Below are 18,966 nucleotides of genomic sequence, written 5' to 3' on the forward strand. Positions count from 1 at the left end.
CGGCCGACGCGGGGGCAGACGCGCGAAGAGGCTTGGGGGCCTGCGTTCGTACGTCAGCGCAGAGACCTGACCTCCAAGGGTCTGACTCTGCCCGGACACATGCCCGACCTTCGCCGCGCCGGTCCTGGACGGATCGTTGTGCTGGTACCCGCGCACAACGAAGAAGCGCTCATCGCCGAGACCCTCGAGTCGCTCGCGGCCCAGACCAGGCCCGCGGACGAGGTCATCGTCGTCGCCGACCGCTGCACCGACCGCACCGCTCAGATCAGCACAGCCCACGGCGCGAAGGTCGTCGAAACGGTCGCGAACACGCAAGCCAAGGCGGGCGCGCTCAACCAGATCCTGGACGAACTGCTGCCACGGCTGTCCGACGACGACGCCGTCATGATCATGGACTCCGACACCTCGTTGTCCCCCGAGTTCATCGCCCGGGCAGCCCGCCGCCTGCACGAGCAGGAACCCGGCCTCCCACCCATCGGCGGCGTGGGCGCCGTCTTCTTCGGCTACCCCCTGCGCCGACTCGTCTGCCACCTCCAGAACAACGAGTACGTGCGCTACGCACGCGAACTCCACCGCCGCCGCGGCCGCGCCGACGTCCTGACCGGCACAGCCTCCCTCTACCCGGTCAAGGCCCTGCGCCACGTCCACCGAGCCCGCACCGAGCACACCCTGCCCAGGGGGGACGCCGTCTACGACGTGCAGTCGCTGACCGAGGACAACGAACTGACCCTCGCACTCAAACACCTGGGATACCGCTGCGCATCCCCGTGCGCCTGCATCGTGGGCACCGAACTCATGCCCACCTGGTCCCGGCTCTACTACCAGCGGCTGCGGTGGCAACGCGGCGCCCTGGACAACCTCAGGGCCTACGGCCTCACCCGCGTCACGCTGCCCTACGTGTGCCGGCAGGCGCTCACCTATCTGAGCGTGGCCTTCGTCCCCTTCTTCCTCACCGTCCTGCTGTACTACACCGTCACCAAGGGATTCCCCGGACTGCCGTGGTTCTGGGTCGCGATCACCGGCATCGCGGCCTTCGAACGCGTCTGGGCAGCCAAACGAGGCGGATGGAAGGCCCTGCTGCTCGCCGTCACGATCGTGCCGGAAGTACTCTTCGACCAATTCCTCAACACGGTCTACGCCAAAGCGCTCATCGACATCCTGACCCGCACCGACGCCACCTGGGAACACACACGCGGCCGCAAGAAACGCCTCCGGAAGCTGCTGATCACCACCTGCGGTCTGGTCCTCATGCTGGCCGGCGTCGTGGGCCTGGCCTTCGCCTGCATCGCACTCGGCATCGCCTGGCACCTGATCGCTGTCTTCGTGCTCTGCGGTGTCGCCACAGCCGTCATCCGCCTCAGCCGCCTGTACCCCCTCGGACTGCTGCTGTCCCTGCCCAGCGGAGAACCAAAGCACGACGAGATCCCACCCTGGCGTCAGCCAAGGGTGCCAGCATCGGCAACGACCGGCTCCCGCAGCCACCGTTGACCGGTCACGGCCACCACTACCGATCCGAACCGCACAACCATGCGCCAGCCCGTACCGCACGCCCACCGCGCTGCAGTTCTCATCGACAGCCCTCGACGCGAGGCCGGGCAGGCCGAATCACGGCGCTGCGCTCAGCCGCCTCGGTCGGCAGGCCCGCACCAGCGATTTCGGCCCCCGAGGCGAGCGTTCGCGCGGGAAGCTGTCGGTGCCGGTCTCCGGAAGGGCGACCATGGCCCAGCCCGCGTCCGGCCGTGCCGCGCCCAGCCCGACCACAGCTGGTGAGCGCGGCGCGGAGGATTACCCTTGGCGAGGCCGGCTCGTGCAACACCGGCGGCAACACGACTGCGCCTTGCAGCTCTGACCTGAGCGGAAATCCGCCGGATTGCACCAATTGCTGCCCGAGCCTTCACAGCGTCCCCGGGTTCCCACAGGTCACCACAGGCGTACCGACATGGTCGGGCCTCTGAACATCCCGCTCCGGCCGCTTTACCCAGTGCCTGGCTGGAGTTGAGGATAAGGGAGGGCAGGATGGGCGGCGCTGACGCAGCCGGGGATCGGGGCGCGCTCGCTCGTGGTGCGCGTCGGCGGTGCCTCCGCGCCGTGCCGCCGTCAGTGCGGCGGCGACGTCAGGCGGGGAACGACGGCGGGGGAGAGGCCGGGGCGGGCGGGGTGGCGCCACCGGTCGCAGGCGTCGCGGGCGACGTCGACGCCGACTTCCACCACCCGCTCGGGTTCCACCAGCGTGACGTTCAGCTTCTCCCGGCTGCCCCACCCGGCGGAGAACGACCAGCCCGCCCGGGCCAGGGTGGTTGCTCAGCCCGGAAGTCCGGAGCCATCCCGGACCTGGCGGCCGGACATCGACGGCCCCTGGTCCCCGAGGGGAAGACCAGGGGCCGTCTGCCATGACAGGGCGGTCACCGGAACCATGAACAACGCGATCCCAGCCCAACGCCGGGAAGCAACCAAGGACCGCAGGACACTCCGGTGCGCGCAATGCCACCCGAACAACGCACATCACCGCACATGGTCACGGCGCCGTCAACCTTCCACACCAGCAGCGCGGTTCAGACCGTCTCGCAGAGGACTCAACGGCGCTCGCCACGCCGATGTGCGACTTGACGGCGTTGGTGATGAAGCCGCGGCTATGTCATGTGCCTCACGGCAGAACGTGATGGGCGTCAGCTGCCCGAGGAATCGAAGGCCTGCGCATTCAGACCAGACCTTCAGAAACAGACACTGACCAGGGCCGGACACGTCGCCGTGACCAGGGCCGGACGCTTCGCCCTCCCGGCGTTCCCGATGACCCGCCCCGCCGAGCCGCCCCCGCCGACCCGTCCCCCGACCCCCGCCCCCAGCCCTCACGCCACCCGCGCGAGATCCGCGTGCCGTACCTCGTGGACCGGCGGCAGGCCCGCCACCAGGCGCTCCAGTTCCTCCACGACGATGCGGCCGAGCCGCTCCAGTTCGTTGCCCAGGGAGCCGGCGATGTGCGGGGTGAGGAACACGTTGGGCAGGTGGTACAGCGGGGACCCGGACGGCAGCGGCTCCGGGTCCGTGACGTCGAGGACCGCGCTGAGCCGGCCGGAGACCAACTCGTCGGCGAGCGCGTCGTGGTCGACCAGCGCGCCGCGGGCGGTGTTGATGAGCACGCCGCCGTCCCGCACCAGGGCGAGCCGGTCGCGGTCGAGCATGTGGTGGGTCTCGGGGATGTCGGGGGCGTGCAGACTCACGATGTCGCTGTGTCGGAGCAGGTCCTCCAGCGACAGCGACTCGGCACCGAGGGCGGCGGCCTCGGCCGGGCTCACGTACGGGTCGTGCAGCAGGACGGTGAGGTCGAACGGCCGCAGCAGCTCCAGCAGTCGGCGGCCCACCCGGGACGCGCCGATGACGCCGACCCGGCGGCCGAGGTTGCCGGTGGCCGCGGTCTGAGCGGGGCCCGGGTAGGCGTGCGTGCGGCGGAAGCGCTCGCGGTGGTCGAAGGCGTCCTTGCCCACGAGCAGGATCATCGCGAGCGTGTACTCGGCGACGGGCACGGCGTTGCCCGTCACCGCGCTGGACACCTTCACGCCGCGCTCCCACAGGGCGTCGCCGACCAGGGAGCGCACGGACCCGGCCGCGTGCAGGACGGCGTCCAGCTTCGGGGCCGCCGCCAGGGCACCGGCATCCAGGCGCGGGCAGCCCCAGCCGGTGATCAGCACCTCGGCGGAGGCCAGGGCGCCGGCCGCGGCCGGATCGGTGAAGTCCCGCACGACCAACCCGGGATCGATGTCGGCCGTGCGCCTCAGCCGCTCCATCAGCGGCGGAGGAAAGAGCAGCGGGAGGTGTACCGGGTCCATCGCGAACACGGCCCGCGGCAGCTGAGGGCTGGGCATGACACTCCTGGAGCAGAGGATGGAAACAGTTTCAGAAAGCGCCTTCTACCGTAGGTCCGCCGGGAAGCGGTGGTCAATCGGCAGGACCGGGGCAGCAGCTGTCAGTAAGTGAGGGGTCGGAGCCTTCGGCCTCGGCGGTCCGGCACGACAGGTTCTGGTAATCGGTTACTGATGTTTCAGTGCGCGGAGGTGGAGGCCGACTGCGTCACCGCCGGTACCTGAGCCCCCGGCTGACCACTTCAGCAACCGGTTCCCCAATGTGTTGCCGAGAAGAGAACCCGCCCGCCCCTGGTCAGGGACGTCCGCACCACCCTTCGGCGGCTTGATCCCGACGGCCGAAAACAGGACTCACCAGCACTCTGGCTGATGACACCGAGGTTACACAGTCTTTTCGAAAACTCGTCAAGGCTCTTGACGCGCCCTCCCGACGGCAAGAAGCTCTGCCCCACGCACAACAACCGGTTGCCACAGCAGGCCGGAAAAGCAAGGAGGTGGTGCGTTCATGCACCCACATGCTGGTGCTTCCCTGAGCCGCCGCCGATTCCTCACCCTCTCCGCGGCCGGCGCCGCGGTCGGCACGGCGGCGCTGAGCGGCTGCGCGATGCGGGTCTCCGGCGGCGTCAGCGGCGGCGGCGAGACGGTCACGCTGATGGTCAAGCCCGACGACATCTCCCCGGAGCTGGTCAGACAGGCCCAGAAGGACACCGGCGTCAAGATCGTCACGGTCCGCCACGACATCACCAAGCTCATCGGCATGATGACCAACGGTGCCCCGCCCGACCTGGTCCGCGGTGTCGGTGCCACCGACGCGCCCTACTTCGCGGCGCGGGACGTGATGGAGGACCTGGACCCCTACTTCGCCGGAAGCAGCGTCCTCCGGGTCGACGACCTGGACCCGGTCAACGACCTGTGGCGCTTCGACGGCCGCACCCAGGGCAAGGGCCCCCGCTACGGCATGGCGAAGGACTTCTCCCAGGACTCCATGTACTGGTACAACACCGCCCTCTTCGACGAGGCGGGCGTCGACTACCCGCCCGAGACCGAGCCGGTCACCTTCGAGGAGTGGCTGGAGAACGCCAAGCGGCTGACGCGGCGCAAGAGCGGCCAGACGACCGTCTTCGGCGGCAGCTACAACGGCGTGCTGACGCCCAACCTCCTCGCGAGCCTGACGGCCGCGGCGGGCGGGAGCCTGTTCAGCGACGACTTCTCCCGGGTCGACTTCACCACCCCCGAGGCCCGCAAGGCGCTGAACTGGTACATCGAGTACGGCCGGGCCAAGGTCGGCCCCAGCATCATCCAGCCGGACCCCAACACCTGGGACGGTCCCACGTTCCAGGCGAACCGCATGGCCATGTCCAACTCCGGCTACTGGCTCGGCGGCCTGATCAACGCAGACAAGAAGCTGGCGCCCCTCGCCCGCCTCGCGCCGGCTCCCCTGTTCGAGGGCGGCCGGCGGGTCAGCCCCTGCCAGGCCGGCACCGGACTGTGGATGCCGAAGAAGGCGAAGAACAAGGACGCCGCCTGGCGGGTCTTCGAGTGGTTCTTCGGCGAGGGACCGGCCAAGGCCCGCGCCTCCAGCGGCTGGGGCATCCCGACGCTGAAGTCCCTGCGCCCGCTGATGCCGGCTCAGGAGGACTACCAGAAGCGGGTGCTGAAGGTGCAGAACGCCGAGCTGAAGCACTTCTCGGTGATCGCCTACACGCCCTACGCCACGGCGGACTCGCTCTACGCCCTGTTCAACCAGGAGGCCCCGGCCGCGATGAACGGCCGGATGTCCGTCGACACCCTCGCGGGCCGCCTGAACTCGGCCATGAACGAGCAGCTCAAGCGCGGTAAGGAGCAGGTGGGATGACGGTCGACCAGATACCCGTCACGGGGCGGACCGACCCGGCCGCGCGTGCCGACCGCGCCACACCGGCCGGCCGGCGGCCCCGGATCTCCATGACCGCTCGCAGGCATCGCGCTTTCTACCTGTTCACCGCACCCTGGATCATCGGTTTCCTGCTGCTGACGATCGTGCCGATGGCGTACGCGCTGTGGCTGAGCTTCACCACGTACGACGGCATCTCGCCGCACTGGCGCTACGTCGGCCTCGGCAACTACACCGAGCTGTTCTCCGACCCGCAGACCTGGAACTCCCTGGGCCGCACCGGCCTGTTCGCGGTCACGTCGGTGCCGCTGTCGATCGTCGCCGGGCTGGGGCTCGCCGTCCTGGTCAACCGGCCGGTCAAGGCGCGCGGGCTGTTCCGCACCCTGCTCTACCTGCCGGCCGTGGTGCCCCCGGTCGGTGTGGGCCTCACCTTCAAGGCGCTCTTCGACCAGAACTCCGGTGCCGCCAACGGCGTCATCACCCTGTTCGGCTTCGACGCGCTGGGCTGGCTCGCCGACCCCTACGCCCGCTACGTGCTGCTGATGAGTGTGCTGTGGGCGGCCGGAAACGTCATGATCATCTCGCTGGCGGGGCTCCAGGACGTGCCCCGGGAACTCCACGAGGCCGCCCGGATCGACGGGGCGAGTGCCTGGCGGACCTTCCGCAGCATCACCGTGCCGCTGCTGTCGCCGGTGCTGCTCTTCCAGACCGTGACCGGTGTGATCGCCTCCGTGCAGACCATCATGCCGCTGCTGCTGTCACCGGACGGCACCACGGCCGGCGTCACCGCCCTGCCGCAGTCCAACTACCTGTACATGATGCACGTCTTCTCGCAGTACTTCGCGCTCGGCCGCTACGGCTACGCCTCCGCGCTGCTGTGGGTGCTCTTCGTTCTGATCCTCATCGTGACCGGACTCATCTTCAAGTTCACGTCCGGCGTGGTGTTCTACAACGTCGACCCGGAGGCGAAGAAGTGACCGCCACCAGCCTGCCGCCGAACTCCGCGCCCCGGGTGCGGGTGCGCGTCAACCGCCTCGTCCTCTACACGGTCCTCGTCGCCCTCACCGGGCTGTTCATCGGCCCCTTCGGCTGGCTGATCCTCTCCGGCCTGAAGACCCCGGCGGAACTGGCCGCCTCGCCCGTGCACTGGCTGCCCACCGACTTCCAGTGGCAGAACTTCGCCGACGCCTTCCACCTGATCGACTTCCTCGGGTACGCCCGCAACTCCCTGATCATCGCCCTGATCTACGCCGTGCTCGTCACGCTCAGCTCGGCCTGGGTCGGCTTCGGTTTCGCCCGACTGGAAGCCCCGGGCAAGAAGACGCTGTTCGGCATCCTCATCGGCTCGATGATGCTGCCCCAGATGATCACCCTGCTGCCGACGTACCTGATCTTCGCCAAGCTCGGCATGGTCGACACGTACTGGCCGTGGGTGTTCTGGGGACTGGCCGCCGCTCCCTATCTGGTCTTCCTCTTCCGGCAGTTCTTCGCCGGGCTGCCCCGTGAGCTGGAGGAGGCCGCGATCGTCGACGGCTGCGGCTACGGCATGATCTTCTGGCGGATCTTCCTGCCGCAGTCCTGGCCGGTGCTGTCCGCGAGCTTCGTGATCGCCTTCACCTGGAGCTGGGGCGACTACATCGCGCCCCAACTCCTCCTGTCCACGGACAAGTCGACGCTCGCCGTCGCCGTCATGACGACGTACGTCACCTCGGCCGGCACCCCGGTCACCAACCTCCAGGCCGCGGCATCCGTGATGTACGTCGTCCCCATCCTGCTGATCTTCCTGATCGCCCAGCGCGGTTTCGTGGCCGGGATGTCCACGACCGGACTGAAGTAGCCCCTCTTCCCGAACCTTTTGCAAGGAGTTACCCATGAACACGCCCCTGTCCCGCCGGACCACCCTCCAGGCCGCCGGTGTCATCGCTGCCGCCGGCTTGGCCGGCAGCATCGCCGGCACCGCGCAGGCCGCCACGGCGGATGAGGCCGCCACCGGCGACAGCGTGGTCATCCACCCGACGCTTCCGAAGGTGCCTGTCAACAACTCCTTCACCGTCAAGGTCCGGCCGCTCGGCGGCACCTGGCAGAAGCTCGGCGTCTACCTCGCCAAGCTCGCACTGATCGACGCGAACACCGGCAGCAACAGAGCCCAGAGCTCCTCCTGGGCCGCCTTCGACTTCTCCGGCACGGTCGAGGTCGAGGTCACGTACAACCCGGGCGGCGGCGAGAAGGTCCGCATCCGCCCGGACTCCTACGGCATCAAGCCCGAGGTGCTCGGCAGCACCGCGCGCTTCACCCTGGACCGGCCCCGCAACCTCGTCGTCCAGATCGACGACAAGATCTTCGACTGCCTGCACCTGTTCGCGAACCCGATCGAGCAGGACGTGCCCGCCGAGGGCGACAAGAAGGTCATGTACTTCGGGCCCGGTCTGCACACCCACCCCGACCGAACCCTGAAGGTGCCCTCCGGCACCACCGTCTACCTGGCCGCGGGCGCAGTCCTCACCTCCGCCGTGATCTTCGAGGGCGTGGAGAACTCCCGGCTGATCGGCCGCGGCGTGGTCTACGACACGACCGGCGGTGCGGTCTTCGTCCGCAAGTGCGAGAACGTCACGATCGACGGCGTCACGATCCTCAACCCCCGGTACGAGAACATCAGGGTCGCCGAGTCCCAGAACCTCACCATCAAGAATCTGCGTGCCTTCAGTCACCAGGGCTGGGGCGACGGCATCCAGCTCTACTGCTCCGAGAACGTCACGATCGACGGCTGCTTCCTGCGCACCTCCGACGACTGCGTCGCTCTCTACACCCACCGCTGGGACTTCTACGGCGACACCCGCAACATCACCGTCAAGAACTGCTCCCTCTGGGCCGACGTCGCCCACCCGATCAACATCGGCGTGCACGGCAATTCCGACACCCCAGAGGTGCTGGAGAACCTGCGCTACGAGAACATCGACATCCTCGACCACCGCGAGCCGCAGGTGACCTACCAGGGCGCCATCGCCTTCATGGTCGGTGACAGCAACATCGTCCGGGACGTCAGGTTCGACAACATCCGCGTGGAGGACTTCCGCTGGGGCCAGCTCATCCACATGCGGGTCGAGTACAACCCGAAGTACAACACGTCGGCAGGCCGCGCCATCGAGTCCGTCTACATCAAGGACCTCAGTTACAACGGCAAGAACGCCGACCTCTCGATCATCGCCGGCCTCGACGCGGAGCACGCGATCAAGGACGTCACCTTCGAGAACCTCCGCGTCAACGGCAGGGTGATCGCCGACAGCACGGGCAAGCCGAAGTGGTACCTGGCCTCGGACGGCGTGCCCATGTTCGTCAACGAGCACGTGACGAACCTGAAGTTCCTCACCACCGCCGAGGCCGCGGCGGCCGCCGCGTCATGAGCACCGTCCCCGTGAGAAGCACTCCCATGAGCACCCCCGCACCGAGCCGCCGGGGCTTCCTCGGCGGCGCGGCCGCCCTGCTGCTCGTGTCGGGCGCGAGCGGCCTGCTCGCGTCCGGCACCGCCCGGGCCGCCGCCCAGGACGGCACCACCGGGCTGCGCGCCTTCACGCACCCCGGGCTGCTGCACAGCGCCGACGACCTGGCCCGTATGAAGGCCGCGGTCGCCGCGAAGGAATCCCCGGTCTACGACGGCTATCTCGCGCTCGCGGCCCACGCGCGTTCGAAGGCCACCTACGCCATCCAGAACACCGGCCAGATCACCTCCTGGGGCCGCGGCCCCACCAACTTCCAGAACCAGGCCGTCGCCGACTCGGCCGCCGCCTACCAGACCGCGCTGATGTGGTGCGTCACGGGCGAGCGCGCCTACGCCGACAAGTCCCGCGACATCCTCAACGCCTGGTCGGCGTCCCTGACGGCCGTCACCGGCGCCGACGGGCCGCTCGGCGCCGGGCTCCAGGTCTTCAAGTTCGTCAACGCCGCCGAACTGCTGAGACACAGCGGCTACGACGGCTGGGCGAAGGAAGACATCGCGCGCTGCGAGGAGTCCTTCCTGCGCGTCTGGTATCCGGCGATCTCCGGCTACATGCTCTACGCCAACGGCAACTGGGACCTGACGTCCGTCCAGTCGATCCTGGCCATCGGCGTGTTCTGCGAGGAGCCCACCCTCTTCGAGGACGCGCTGCGCTTCGCCGCCGCCGGCGCGGGCAACGGCAGTGTCCGGCACCGCATCGTCACCGACGCGGGACAGGGCCAGGAGTCAGGCCGCGACCAGGGCCACGAGCAGCTCGCCGTCGGCCTGCTCGCGGACGCCGCGCAGGTCGCCTGGAACCAGGGCGTCGACCTGTACGCCTTCGACGGCAACCGGCTGCTGAAGAACGTCGAGTACGCCGCCCGCTACAACCTCGGCGGCGACGTGCCCTTCGTCCCCGACCTGGACCGCACCGGCAAGTACGTCAAGAAGTCCGTTTCCGCCGTCGGGCGCGGAAACCTGCCCCCGATCTACGAGATGGCCTACGCGCACTACGCCGGAGTCCGGGGCCTCGACACCCCCTACACCAAGGCGGCCGTCTTCCGCGGCACGGGCGGTGCCCGTGTTGTCGAGGGCAGCAACGACGACCTGCCGAGCTGGGGCACCCTCACCTTCGCGGGGACGAAGGCCCCGTCCCCGGTCAGGCCCACGGCTCCGGCCGGTGTCACGGCTGTGGGCGGCGCCAAGTCCGTCACCGTGACGTGGGTGCCGTCGGTGTGGGCCGAGTCGTACACGGTCCTGCGGGCGACCGGCGCCGGCGGACCGTACGAGATGATCGCGACCGAGCTCGACGAGCCGGCCTACGACGACCGTGACGCCCGCGCGGGCAGGCCCTCCTACTACCGGATCACGGCCACGAACTCGCAGGGCACCAGCGCCCGTTCGGCCTGGGCGGCGGCGGTTCCCGGGCTGCCCGACCCCTGGGAGACGCGGGACGTCGGGGACGTCAGGATCCCCGGCTCGGCAGTCTTCGACGGTGAGCGGTTCGTGCTGGAGGCGTCCGGCAGCGCCGACACCCACCGCCTGGCGTACCTGCCGCTGCGCGGCGACGGCACGATCACCGCGCGGATCGTGTATCCGCTCAGCTCCCAGTACTCAAAGATCGGCGTCACCGTCCGGGCGGGCCTGGACGCGGACGCGGCGCACGCCGCCATGCTGATCCAGGGCCTGCCGCTGCACACCTGGAGCGGCGTGTGGTCCGTACGGCCCAAGGCGGGGGCCGGGATCAAGGGCACCGGCAGCACACCCGTGCCGCCGTCCCAGCAGCAGGCGATCACCACGAGCGCGGGCTTCCCGATCTCCTCCTTCGGCACGCTGCCCGAGTCGGCGACCCCGCTTCAGGCCCCGTACGTCGAGGGCGCGGGCGACGGCTACCGGATGCGTATGCCGTACTGGGTCCGTGTGACCCGCCGGGGCGACCGCTGCACCGGCGCCATCTCACCGGACGGCATCCGCTGGACCGAAGTCGGCTCCAGTGACGTCGAGTTGGGCGGAACCGCGTACGTCGGACTCACCCTCACGTCCTGTCTCGGCGTCGACGAGTCGTACGCCGAGACCGGCACCGGCGCCTTCGACAACGTCAGCGTCGCCTCCCGGACCGCCGGCGAGGTCTGGTCCGTGCCCCGCCCGGCCACCGCCGCCGGCGACCTGCGGGCCACCGCGGGCGCCGACGCGGTCGAGCTGGCCTGGACCGATCCGGACCTCTCCGCCCGCTACAAGGTGCTGCGCGCCGCCGCGGCCGACGGCCCCTACGAGACGATCGCCACCGGCATCGGCGCGGTCGGCTTCGGCACCCGCGTCCGCTACGCCGACGCCACCGGCACGCCCGGGACGACGTACCACTACGCCGTCGCCAAGACCAACTGCGCCGGACGCGGCCCCCTGTCGGAGCCCGCCGCGTCGACGATGCCGACCCCCTCCACACCGCGACTCACCTCCGCCACCACGGCGTTCGCCAACAAGGGCGCGCCCTTCAAGCACCTCCTGCGAGCCTCGCACGAACCGATCCGGTTCACCGCGGACGGACTGCCCGACGGCCTGCGCGTCGACCGGCGCACCGGCCTGATCTCCGGAACACCCACGCGGACGGGCGAGTTCAAGGTCAGCATCAGCGCGGGCAACGCCGCCGGAGACGCCACCGGAACCCTCACCCTCACGGTCGGCACCCCGCCGCCCGCGCCCTGGACCTACGGTGACCTGGGCGATGTCGTCCTCGACGACCGCGCCTACGGCACTCTCGGCGTGGTCGCCGTCCGCACCCCCGGCAGCACCGCCCACCAGGACGGGACCTTCGTGGTGCGGGGCGCCGGGACCGACCTCACCGTCAACAATCAGGGCATGACCGGCCAGTTCGTACGACGGCCCGTCACCGGCGACTGCGAGGTCACCGCCCGCCTGCTCTCCCGCGCCGGAGCCACCGGCGACCGGGTCGGCCTGCTCATGGCCAAGTCCCTGTCGCCGTTCGACCAGGCGGCCGGGACGATCGTCACCGGCGGCACGAGCGCCCAGCTGATGCTGCGCCCGACCGTCGCCGGCCGGTCCACCTTCACGGGCAACGCGGCGGTCACCGCCCCGTGCCTGCTGCGGCTGAAGCGCACCGGGACGCACTTCACCGCATCCGTCTCGTCCGACGACGGCGCCACCTGGACCCCCCTCGCCGAGGGAGACATCCCCGGCTTCGGTGACGCCCCCTACTACGTGGGCCTCGTGGTCTGCTCCCGCAGCCCCCTGACCCACAGCACCACCGAGTTCGACGAGGTGAGCATCACCCCCATGTAGTCCTCCACGGATCGGAGAACCCCACATGAGCCGCACGTCCCCCCACACGCACCACGAGGGCGGCCAGGTGAGCCGCCGCGGTCTGCTCAAGACCGCCGGCGGCCTCACCGCGGCCCTCGCCCTCGGCACCACCGCCACCGCCACCACGGCGGACGCGGCCCCGGCGACCTTCACCCACCCCGGCATGCTGCACAACGCCGGCGACATCAACCGCGCCAAGGTCAGGGTCGCCGCGGGCACCGACCCCTGGGCCTCCGGGTGGCGCCGACTGACCGCCAACTCCCACTCGGCGTCCACCTGGACGCCCCGCCCCACCGCCACGATCATCCGCGGCGGCGACGGCCAGAACTACCCCCAGCTCTACAACGACATCCACGCCGCCTACCAGAACGCGCTGCGCTGGCACGTGGGCGGCACCGCCGCGAACGCCGACTGCGCCGTGCGCATCCTCAACGCCTGGTCGTCCACGCTCACCGAGATCACCGGAAACGCCGACCGGTACCTGGCCGCCGGCCTCTACGGCTGGCAGTTCGCGAACGCCGCCGAACTCATGCGCGGCTACGCCGGGTTCGACCTCAACCGGTTCAAGACGATGATGCTCAACGTCTTCTACCCGCTGAACGACCGGTTCCTGCGCGAGCACAACGACGCCTGCATCACCAACTACTGGGCCAACTGGGACCTGTGCAACATGGCCTCGATCATGGCCATCGGGATCCTGTGCGACGACGGCGCCAAGTACGACCAGGCCGTCAACTACTTCAAGAACGGCGGCGGCAACGGCCAGATCCGGCGCGCGGTGCCGTTCCTCTACCCGGGCGTCGAGGGCTACGACCTCGGCCAGTGGCAGGAGTCCGGCCGCGACCAGGGCCACACCATCATGGGTATGGGCCAGATGGGCGCGATCTGCGAGATGGCCTGGAACCAGGGAGAGGACCTCTACTCGTACGACGGCCGCCGCTTCATGAAGGCCGCCCAGTACGTCGCCAAGTACAACCTGAACATGAACGTGCCCTTCACCACCTACACCTGGGGCAGCGGCCAGAACTGCTCCCAGCAGTCGCACACCGCGATCAGCTCCATCTCCCGCGGCCAGCCCCGCCCGGTGTGGGCCATGCTCCACTACCACTACGGGCGGCGCCTGCTCCTCGACGACAAGTACATCGCCCAGATGTGCTTCTCCGTCCCCGCCGAGGGCGGAGGAGGCGACTACGGCACCACCAGTGGCGGATTCGACCAGCTCGGGTTCGGCACGCTGATGTACGCCAAATAGCGGTCAAGCCGGCTCGTGCACCGGAATACCCGTGGACCATGGGGTGCTCTGGTAGCACTGGTGCACGAGCGCGGCGAAGGGCTGGTGGGCGTATGACGGCAGGCCAGACGGATCCCGTGGTCAGGAGCCCGTACGGGGCCGTACGCGGCCGGTACGAGCGGGGAGTCGCGGTGTTCCGCGGCATCCCTTACGCGGCGCCCCCCTTCGGCCCCCGCCGCTTCCGCCCGCCCGTACCCCTCCCGCCCTGGGACGGCGTCCGCGACGCCGTCGCCTTCGGCCCGACTCCGCCGAAACCCCCGTACTCCGAGGCCTTCGCGCACTACCTGTCCGACCCGGTCGTGCCGGGCGACGACTGCCTCAACCTCAACATCTGGACCCCGCAGCCGGACCCGGGAGCCCGGCTCCCCGTCCTCATCTGGCTGCACGGCGGCGCCCTGACCAGGGGCTCGTCCGCCGTTCCCGTCTACGACGGCCATGCCTTCGCCCGCGACGGCGTGGTGTGCGTCTCCCTCAACTACCGACTGGGCGTGGAGGGCTACGGCCTGTTCCCGGACACGCCCCCGAACCCCGGCCTGCGCGACCAGATCGCCGCCCTGACCTGGGTGCACGAGGCCATCGAGGCCTTCGGCGGCGACCCCGGCCGCATCACCCTCTGCGGCCAGTCCGCCGGGGCGATCAGCGTCGGCGCCCTCATCGCCGCCCCGCAGACACAGGGGCTGGTCCGGCGGGCGGTCCTGCAGAGCGGGCCGCCCGAGGCGTCCGAGCGGGCCAAAGTACGCCGGATGGTGCGCCGTATGGCCTCCCGGCTGAAGATCCCCGCCACCGCCGAGGCCTTCGCCGCCGTCGACCGCGAGCTGCTCCTGCACACCCAGGCCGAGGTGGGCAAGCTCAGCAGCCCGGTGGTCGGCGGCCCCGCCTTCGGCATCGTCATCGACGGCGACACCGTCCCGCGCGACCCCCTGGAGGCCCTCACCGGGGGCGGCGCCGCCCCGGGCGTCGAGCTGATGACGGGCTGGACCCGCGACGAGTACCGGCTGTGGCTGGTCCCGGGCGGCCTCCTGGACCGTGTCGACCGCCTCGGAGCCGTCGCCTTCGCGGGAGCGATGGCCCGCTGCCACTGCGGCAGTGAGGTCCCGCGCGGCTACCGCGCCCTGCACCCCGAGGCGGGCACGGCGGACATCGTCGGCCAGCTGGTCACCGACCACCTCCTGCGCATCCCCCTGCACCACCTGGCCGACGCCCGTACGGAACCGTCGTACGTCTACGAGTTCGCCTGGCCCTCGAACCTCCCCGACCTGAGCTCCTGCCACGCGCTGGAACTCGGCTTCGTCTTCGACACCGGGGAGGTCCCGGAATCCCGGAAACTGGCGGGGGAGGGCGCGCCGCAGGAACTGGCCGACGCGATGCACACGGCGTGGGTGCGGTTTGCCACGGACGGCGATCCGGGCTGGGAACGCTGGGACGCTGCCCACCCGGTGCGCGTCTTCGGAGACCGCGCACCGGACGCCGAGCACGGCGTGGCCTACACGGCGTACGGGCCCCGGGACCGCGAACTCGCTCTCTGGGCGACCGCCGCCGCGATGCTCACGCCGGCGGGGCGTATGTTCCGCTGAGTGTGGACAGGAAGGCGGTCCAGGTGGCGGGAGTGAGAGTGAGGTGGGGGGTGGTGGGGGTTTTGCTGTCGCGTATGTGGACGGCGGTGGGGTGGGCTGACACTTCGACGCAGTTGCCGCCCTCGCTGCCGCTGTAGCTGGACTTGAACCACTCAGGTGCGGTGCCGCTCATGCCTCTCCCGGAAGACGGTCCAGCAGGTCCCTCGTGTCCTCGGGGGTGAGGGCCTGTGACCGCAGCATCGCACACTTCTGCGTAAGGATCGCCACCTCATCAGGGTCGGCGATGAGCTGGCTGCCGCGCTGGTTTTCCGTGTAGACGAGCCGCTGGTGTTCGGGTGTCTCCAGCAGGACGAACGGGCCATCGAGGGAGGCGTGACTGGTCCGATTCATCGGCAGGACCTGGAACATGAGGCCCGGCAGTTCCGAGCACGCGCGCAGGTGCCGCAGTTGCTCGACCCAGACCGCCCTGCCGCCGATGGGCGCTCGTAAGACCGGTTCCCAGACCACGAAGCAGGTGATGGGCGGGTTCTTGTCGTGCAGGATGCCCTGGCGTTCGATGCGCGCCGCCACCAACTGGGCGATTGTGTCCTCGTCGTAGAACGGCACGCGACTGCGGAACACCGCCCACGCGTACGCCTCCGTCTGGAGAAGACCCGGCAGCACCTGGTTCTCGTAGGACGAGATCGCGATGGCCTCTCGCTCCCGGTCGAGGAACTCCTCCGCCCACAACGGGATGAGATCCACCTCCGGCATCTCCGCCAGCGCGGCCACCAACGCCCCCTTGGTATCGAGGAGTTGGTCCAACTGCTCCGCGAGATCCATCTTCAGGGGCCGTCTGCCCTGCTCGATGGACGCGATCTGCTGCTCCCCGACGACGAAGATCTCCCCGAGGGACTTCTGCGTGTACCCGGCCGCTTCCCGGAAGAGGGCGAGCAGCGCACCCACCATCTTCATCGCCGAGGCGTTCCTGCGTGATCGTCGTGACCGTGTCGTGGTGCTCATGGCGGCGAACTCCCCACCCGCGCGCGTACTTGCACTGTTGCGCGCACGTACAACATGGCTGTACGAGTGCGCGCTCTGTTCCATGATGGCCACGGAGTGTGACTGTCGTCCCGTGAATGACGAAACTCCACTCCTGCTCCAACCCCCGTCTCCGCGCGAGCGGTTCTACCGCCGGGAGCGCCAGTCCGTCCCGGCCGCACGCGCGTTCGCGCGCGACGCGCTCATGGACTGGGGCGGGTGCGGTCGCGCGGAGGACGTGCTGCTCTGTGTGAGCGAACTGGCGACGAACGCGCTGGTGCACGGCGTGCCGCCCGGCCGTGGATTCCTGCTGAGGCTGGTGTCGTACGGCGCGGACGGTGGCGTACGGATCGAGGTGCACGACAGTGGTGACGGCGTGCCGGTGCTGCCGCGGCAGGACGTCCAGGAGCCCGGCGAGGGCGGGCGGGGCCTGTTGCTGGTGTCGGAGCTGGCGGACAAGTGGGGCGTGGGGGCGAGGTGTCCCGGCAAGGTCGTCTGGTGCGAGTTCGAAGGCCCTGGCCGTCGCGCCGGCGACGGCAAGACCTCCAAGACAACTGGGGTACTGGTTGGTAGGTCGGCGTCATGGCGCTGCCGGTGAGCGTCTACGGCGCCGCGGGCCTGTGCGGTTGGACGTCATCAACCCGCGCCAGGGAAACCCCGGAGAGGTAGCGCGAGCTTAAAATAAGTTGCTACTATTTTTTATGACCTTCTCTACCGACGCCGCGAACACGACTCCCAAGGGCGGCGCTGTGGCCCCGGGTCGGCGTTCGCTGGCTCCCGATCTCGCGCGCGGCGTGATGCTGCTCGTGATCGCTGTCGTTCACGCGCACATGTACGTTCAGGCAGACGACTACCTACCGCTCGGCTACCCCACCGAGGGCGGATTACTGGACCGGGCCGTCGCGGGCGTGGTCACCGTCATGGGCGACACACGCGGATACCCCATGTTCGCCGCCCTGTTCGGGTACGGAGTAGCGCAGATCCACAGACGGCAACAGGCTGCGGGGAGGGAGTGGCACGACATCCGCCGTCTGCTGCGACAGCGCGGCCGCTGGCTGGTCGTCTTCGGTGGCTGCCATGCCGTCCTGCTGTACTCCGGCGACATACTGGCCGCCTACGGGCTCATCGCGCTGCTGTTCGCCGGGATGCTCAGGTTCAGGGACAGGTCGCTGCTCGTGGCCGCCGGCGTGCTGTGCCTCATCAGCACGACCTTGTTCTCCCTGATCGCGGCGAGCGCTGGCATGGACGGCGGGGCCAGCACGGTGGTCAGCACGACTGAGAATCCCCTTCGGGACGCACTCAACCGGGCGACCGGCTGGCCGGGCTCGACGCTGATGCTGGTCTTCATCTCGGTCGGACCGTTCCTGCTCGGCGTCTGGGCCGCCCGTCGGCGTGTCCTGGAAGAGCCCGGCCGCCATCAGCGGTTCCTGCGGAACACGGCCGCGATCGGAATCGGCGCCGCGATCGCCGGCGGGCTCCCACTCGCCCTGATCACCTCGCTGGTGTGGACCGACCCGTCACAGGCCACGCTCGGGCTGGCAGGCGTACTGCACATGGCCGGCGGAGTCGGGGGCGGCTTGGGGTACGCGGCCCTGATCGGGCTGCTGGCGGTACGTGTCGGCGAGCAGCGTGGTCCGCTCGTGACCGCGCTCAGCGCCTGTGGTCAGCGTTCGATGACCTGCTATCTGCTGCAGTCGGTCGCCTGGCTCGGTCTGTTCGCGCCCTACACGCTGAATCTCGGCCGGCACCTCGGCGTCGCGGGAACCGTGCTGGTCGGCGTCATCGTCTGGGCGTGCTCCGTACTGATAGCCGACGTTCTGCGACGCAAGAACCGGCGTGGTCCCGCCGAGACAGCGCTCCGCCGGCTCACCTACGGTCCGTCCCGCGAACGTTCCCCTGTCCAGAAGGCGTCCTGACCGTCAGCGTGAGGCCGCCTCGCCGTCGAACAGCCGGTCGACGTACCGGACAAGCGCGGTTCGTAGCTCGTCCGCTGCGTACCCCGCACCGGTCACGACATGGTGAAGGCTCAGCCCGTCCACAAAAGCGATCAGTGCCGCCGCCTCCCCGGCGACGTCGATGCCGTCAGCGAGCTCGCCTGCACGCTGTGCGCCGCTGAGCGCCTCCACAAGGCCGTCGTGCAGATCGCGAGAGGCGGCCTTGTGGGTGGCGGCCATCTCCGGGTCGGTGAGCGAGGCCTGGAGGAAGCTCAGCCAGACCTTGAGTTCCTTCTCCCGCTCGTCATCCAGTGGGAGGAAGGTCTCCATGATGCGGACGACGATCCCACGCACCGGCAGGGTGATCTCCACCTGCCGCACCCGCTCGCGGACCTGGCCGTAGATCCATTCCACGCCGAACCTGAGGAGGTCGCCCTTGGTACGGAAGTACCGCTGCACCAGCCCCACGGAAACCCCGGCCGTCGCGGCGACGTCAGCCAAGGCGGTGCGGGCGAGTCCACGCTCAGCCACGGTGCTCATCAGCGCATCGGCAATCTGGGCGCGACGTGTGTCGGCATCGGCATGTCGTGTCATGAAAGCAGTCTCGCCTATTCGTTCGCCCCGGTG

The 18,966-nt window shown here is 69.6% G+C and carries 15 protein-coding genes; 10 read left to right on the forward strand and 5 right to left on the reverse strand.

All coding sequences use genetic code 11. The features are described 5' to 3' along the window. Positions 1 to 99 precede the first annotated feature (99 nt). Positions 100 to 1,488 carry a glycosyltransferase family 2 protein gene (locus HDA41_RS31225; protein ID WP_184989871.1) on the forward strand — a complete coding sequence of 463 codons (1,389 nt, stop codon included), beginning with the start codon at positions 100 to 102 and terminating at the stop codon, positions 1,486 to 1,488. 609 nt (positions 1,489 to 2,097) lie between these two features. On the opposite strand, the gene HDA41_RS31230 is transcribed toward HDA41_RS31225, so the two are convergent. Together HDA41_RS31230 and HDA41_RS31235 are read right to left on the reverse strand one after the other, a co-directional pair. Next, on the reverse strand, positions 2,098 to 2,226 hold the full coding sequence (locus tag HDA41_RS31230; RefSeq protein WP_230299531.1) for an ATP-dependent DNA ligase: 129 nt from the start codon (positions 2,224 to 2,226) through the stop codon (positions 2,098 to 2,100). Between the two features lie 620 nt (positions 2,227 to 2,846). Continuing rightward, a complete protein-coding gene (locus HDA41_RS31235; protein ID WP_184989873.1) occupies positions 2,847 to 3,860 on the reverse strand; it encodes a hydroxyacid dehydrogenase in 1,014 nt (337 codons plus the stop codon). A 502-nt stretch (positions 3,861 to 4,362) separates the two neighbouring features. Here HDA41_RS31235 and HDA41_RS31240 point away from each other — a divergent pair. The 7 genes from HDA41_RS31240 (at position 4,363) to HDA41_RS31270 (ending at position 15,385) form a co-directional block, all read left to right on the forward strand. Next, the gene (locus HDA41_RS31240; RefSeq protein ID WP_184989875.1) at positions 4,363 to 5,712 is read left to right on the forward strand and encodes an extracellular solute-binding protein; all 1,350 of its coding nucleotides are present in this window, start codon (positions 4,363 to 4,365) and stop codon (positions 5,710 to 5,712) included. Then, positions 5,709 to 6,707 carry a carbohydrate ABC transporter permease gene (locus HDA41_RS31245; RefSeq protein ID WP_184989877.1) on the forward strand — a complete coding sequence of 333 codons (999 nt, stop codon included), beginning with the start codon at positions 5,709 to 5,711 and terminating at the stop codon, positions 6,705 to 6,707. Before HDA41_RS31240 ends, HDA41_RS31245 begins: the two co-directional genes overlap by 4 nt. After that, the gene (locus HDA41_RS31250) at positions 6,704 to 7,567 is read left to right on the forward strand and encodes a carbohydrate ABC transporter permease (protein ID WP_184989879.1); all 864 of its coding nucleotides are present in this window, start codon (positions 6,704 to 6,706) and stop codon (positions 7,565 to 7,567) included. The genes HDA41_RS31245 and HDA41_RS31250 overlap by 4 nt, the downstream gene beginning before the upstream one ends. A gap of 34 nt (positions 7,568 to 7,601) precedes the next feature. After that, positions 7,602 to 9,131: a glycosyl hydrolase family 28 protein gene (locus HDA41_RS31255; RefSeq protein ID WP_184989881.1), complete on the forward strand. Its 1,530-nt coding sequence runs from the start codon at positions 7,602 to 7,604 to the stop codon at positions 9,129 to 9,131. A gap of 26 nt (positions 9,132 to 9,157) precedes the next feature. Beyond that, a complete protein-coding gene (locus HDA41_RS31260) occupies positions 9,158 to 12,499 on the forward strand; it encodes an alginate lyase family protein (RefSeq protein ID WP_184989883.1) in 3,342 nt (1,113 codons plus the stop codon). 25 nt (positions 12,500 to 12,524) lie between these two features. Continuing rightward, positions 12,525 to 13,772, forward strand: coding sequence for an alginate lyase family protein (locus tag HDA41_RS31265; RefSeq protein WP_184989885.1), 1,248 nt, complete (start codon positions 12,525 to 12,527; stop codon positions 13,770 to 13,772). Positions 13,773 to 13,864: 92 nt separating this feature from the next. After that, positions 13,865 to 15,385 carry a carboxylesterase/lipase family protein gene (locus tag HDA41_RS31270; protein WP_184989887.1) on the forward strand — a complete coding sequence of 507 codons (1,521 nt, stop codon included), beginning with the start codon at positions 13,865 to 13,867 and terminating at the stop codon, positions 15,383 to 15,385. On the opposite strand, the gene HDA41_RS31275 is transcribed toward HDA41_RS31270, so the two are convergent. Both HDA41_RS31275 and HDA41_RS31280 read right to left on the reverse strand, forming a co-directional pair. Beyond that, a complete protein-coding gene (locus HDA41_RS31275) occupies positions 15,357 to 15,557 on the reverse strand; it encodes a DUF397 domain-containing protein (RefSeq protein WP_184989889.1) in 201 nt (66 codons plus the stop codon). The two genes, HDA41_RS31270 and HDA41_RS31275, sit on opposite strands and share 29 nt — an antisense overlap. Beyond that, a complete protein-coding gene (locus HDA41_RS31280; RefSeq protein ID WP_184989891.1) occupies positions 15,554 to 16,387 on the reverse strand; it encodes a helix-turn-helix domain-containing protein in 834 nt (277 codons plus the stop codon). The genes HDA41_RS31275 and HDA41_RS31280 overlap by 4 nt, the downstream gene beginning before the upstream one ends. 85 nt (positions 16,388 to 16,472) lie before the next feature. On the opposite strand from HDA41_RS31280, the gene HDA41_RS31285 reads away from it, so the two are divergent. Both HDA41_RS31285 and HDA41_RS31290 read left to right on the forward strand, forming a co-directional pair. Then, the gene (locus HDA41_RS31285; protein WP_184993881.1) at positions 16,473 to 17,003 is read left to right on the forward strand and encodes an ATP-binding protein; all 531 of its coding nucleotides are present in this window, start codon (positions 16,473 to 16,475) and stop codon (positions 17,001 to 17,003) included. A gap of 103 nt (positions 17,004 to 17,106) precedes the next feature. Further along, positions 17,107 to 18,321: a DUF418 domain-containing protein gene (locus tag HDA41_RS31290; protein ID WP_184989893.1), complete on the forward strand. Its 1,215-nt coding sequence runs from the start codon at positions 17,107 to 17,109 to the stop codon at positions 18,319 to 18,321. A 3-nt stretch (positions 18,322 to 18,324) separates the two neighbouring features. Here HDA41_RS31290 and HDA41_RS31295 read toward each other — a convergent pair whose 3' ends face one another. After that, entirely contained in the window at positions 18,325 to 18,933 is a 609-nt protein-coding gene (locus HDA41_RS31295; protein ID WP_184989895.1) for a TetR/AcrR family transcriptional regulator, read from the reverse strand. Positions 18,934 to 18,966: the final 33 nt, after the last annotated feature.

This window comes from Streptomyces caelestis (assembly GCF_014205255.1).
GTDB lineage: Bacteria > Actinomycetota > Actinomycetes > Streptomycetales > Streptomycetaceae > Streptomyces > Streptomyces caelestis.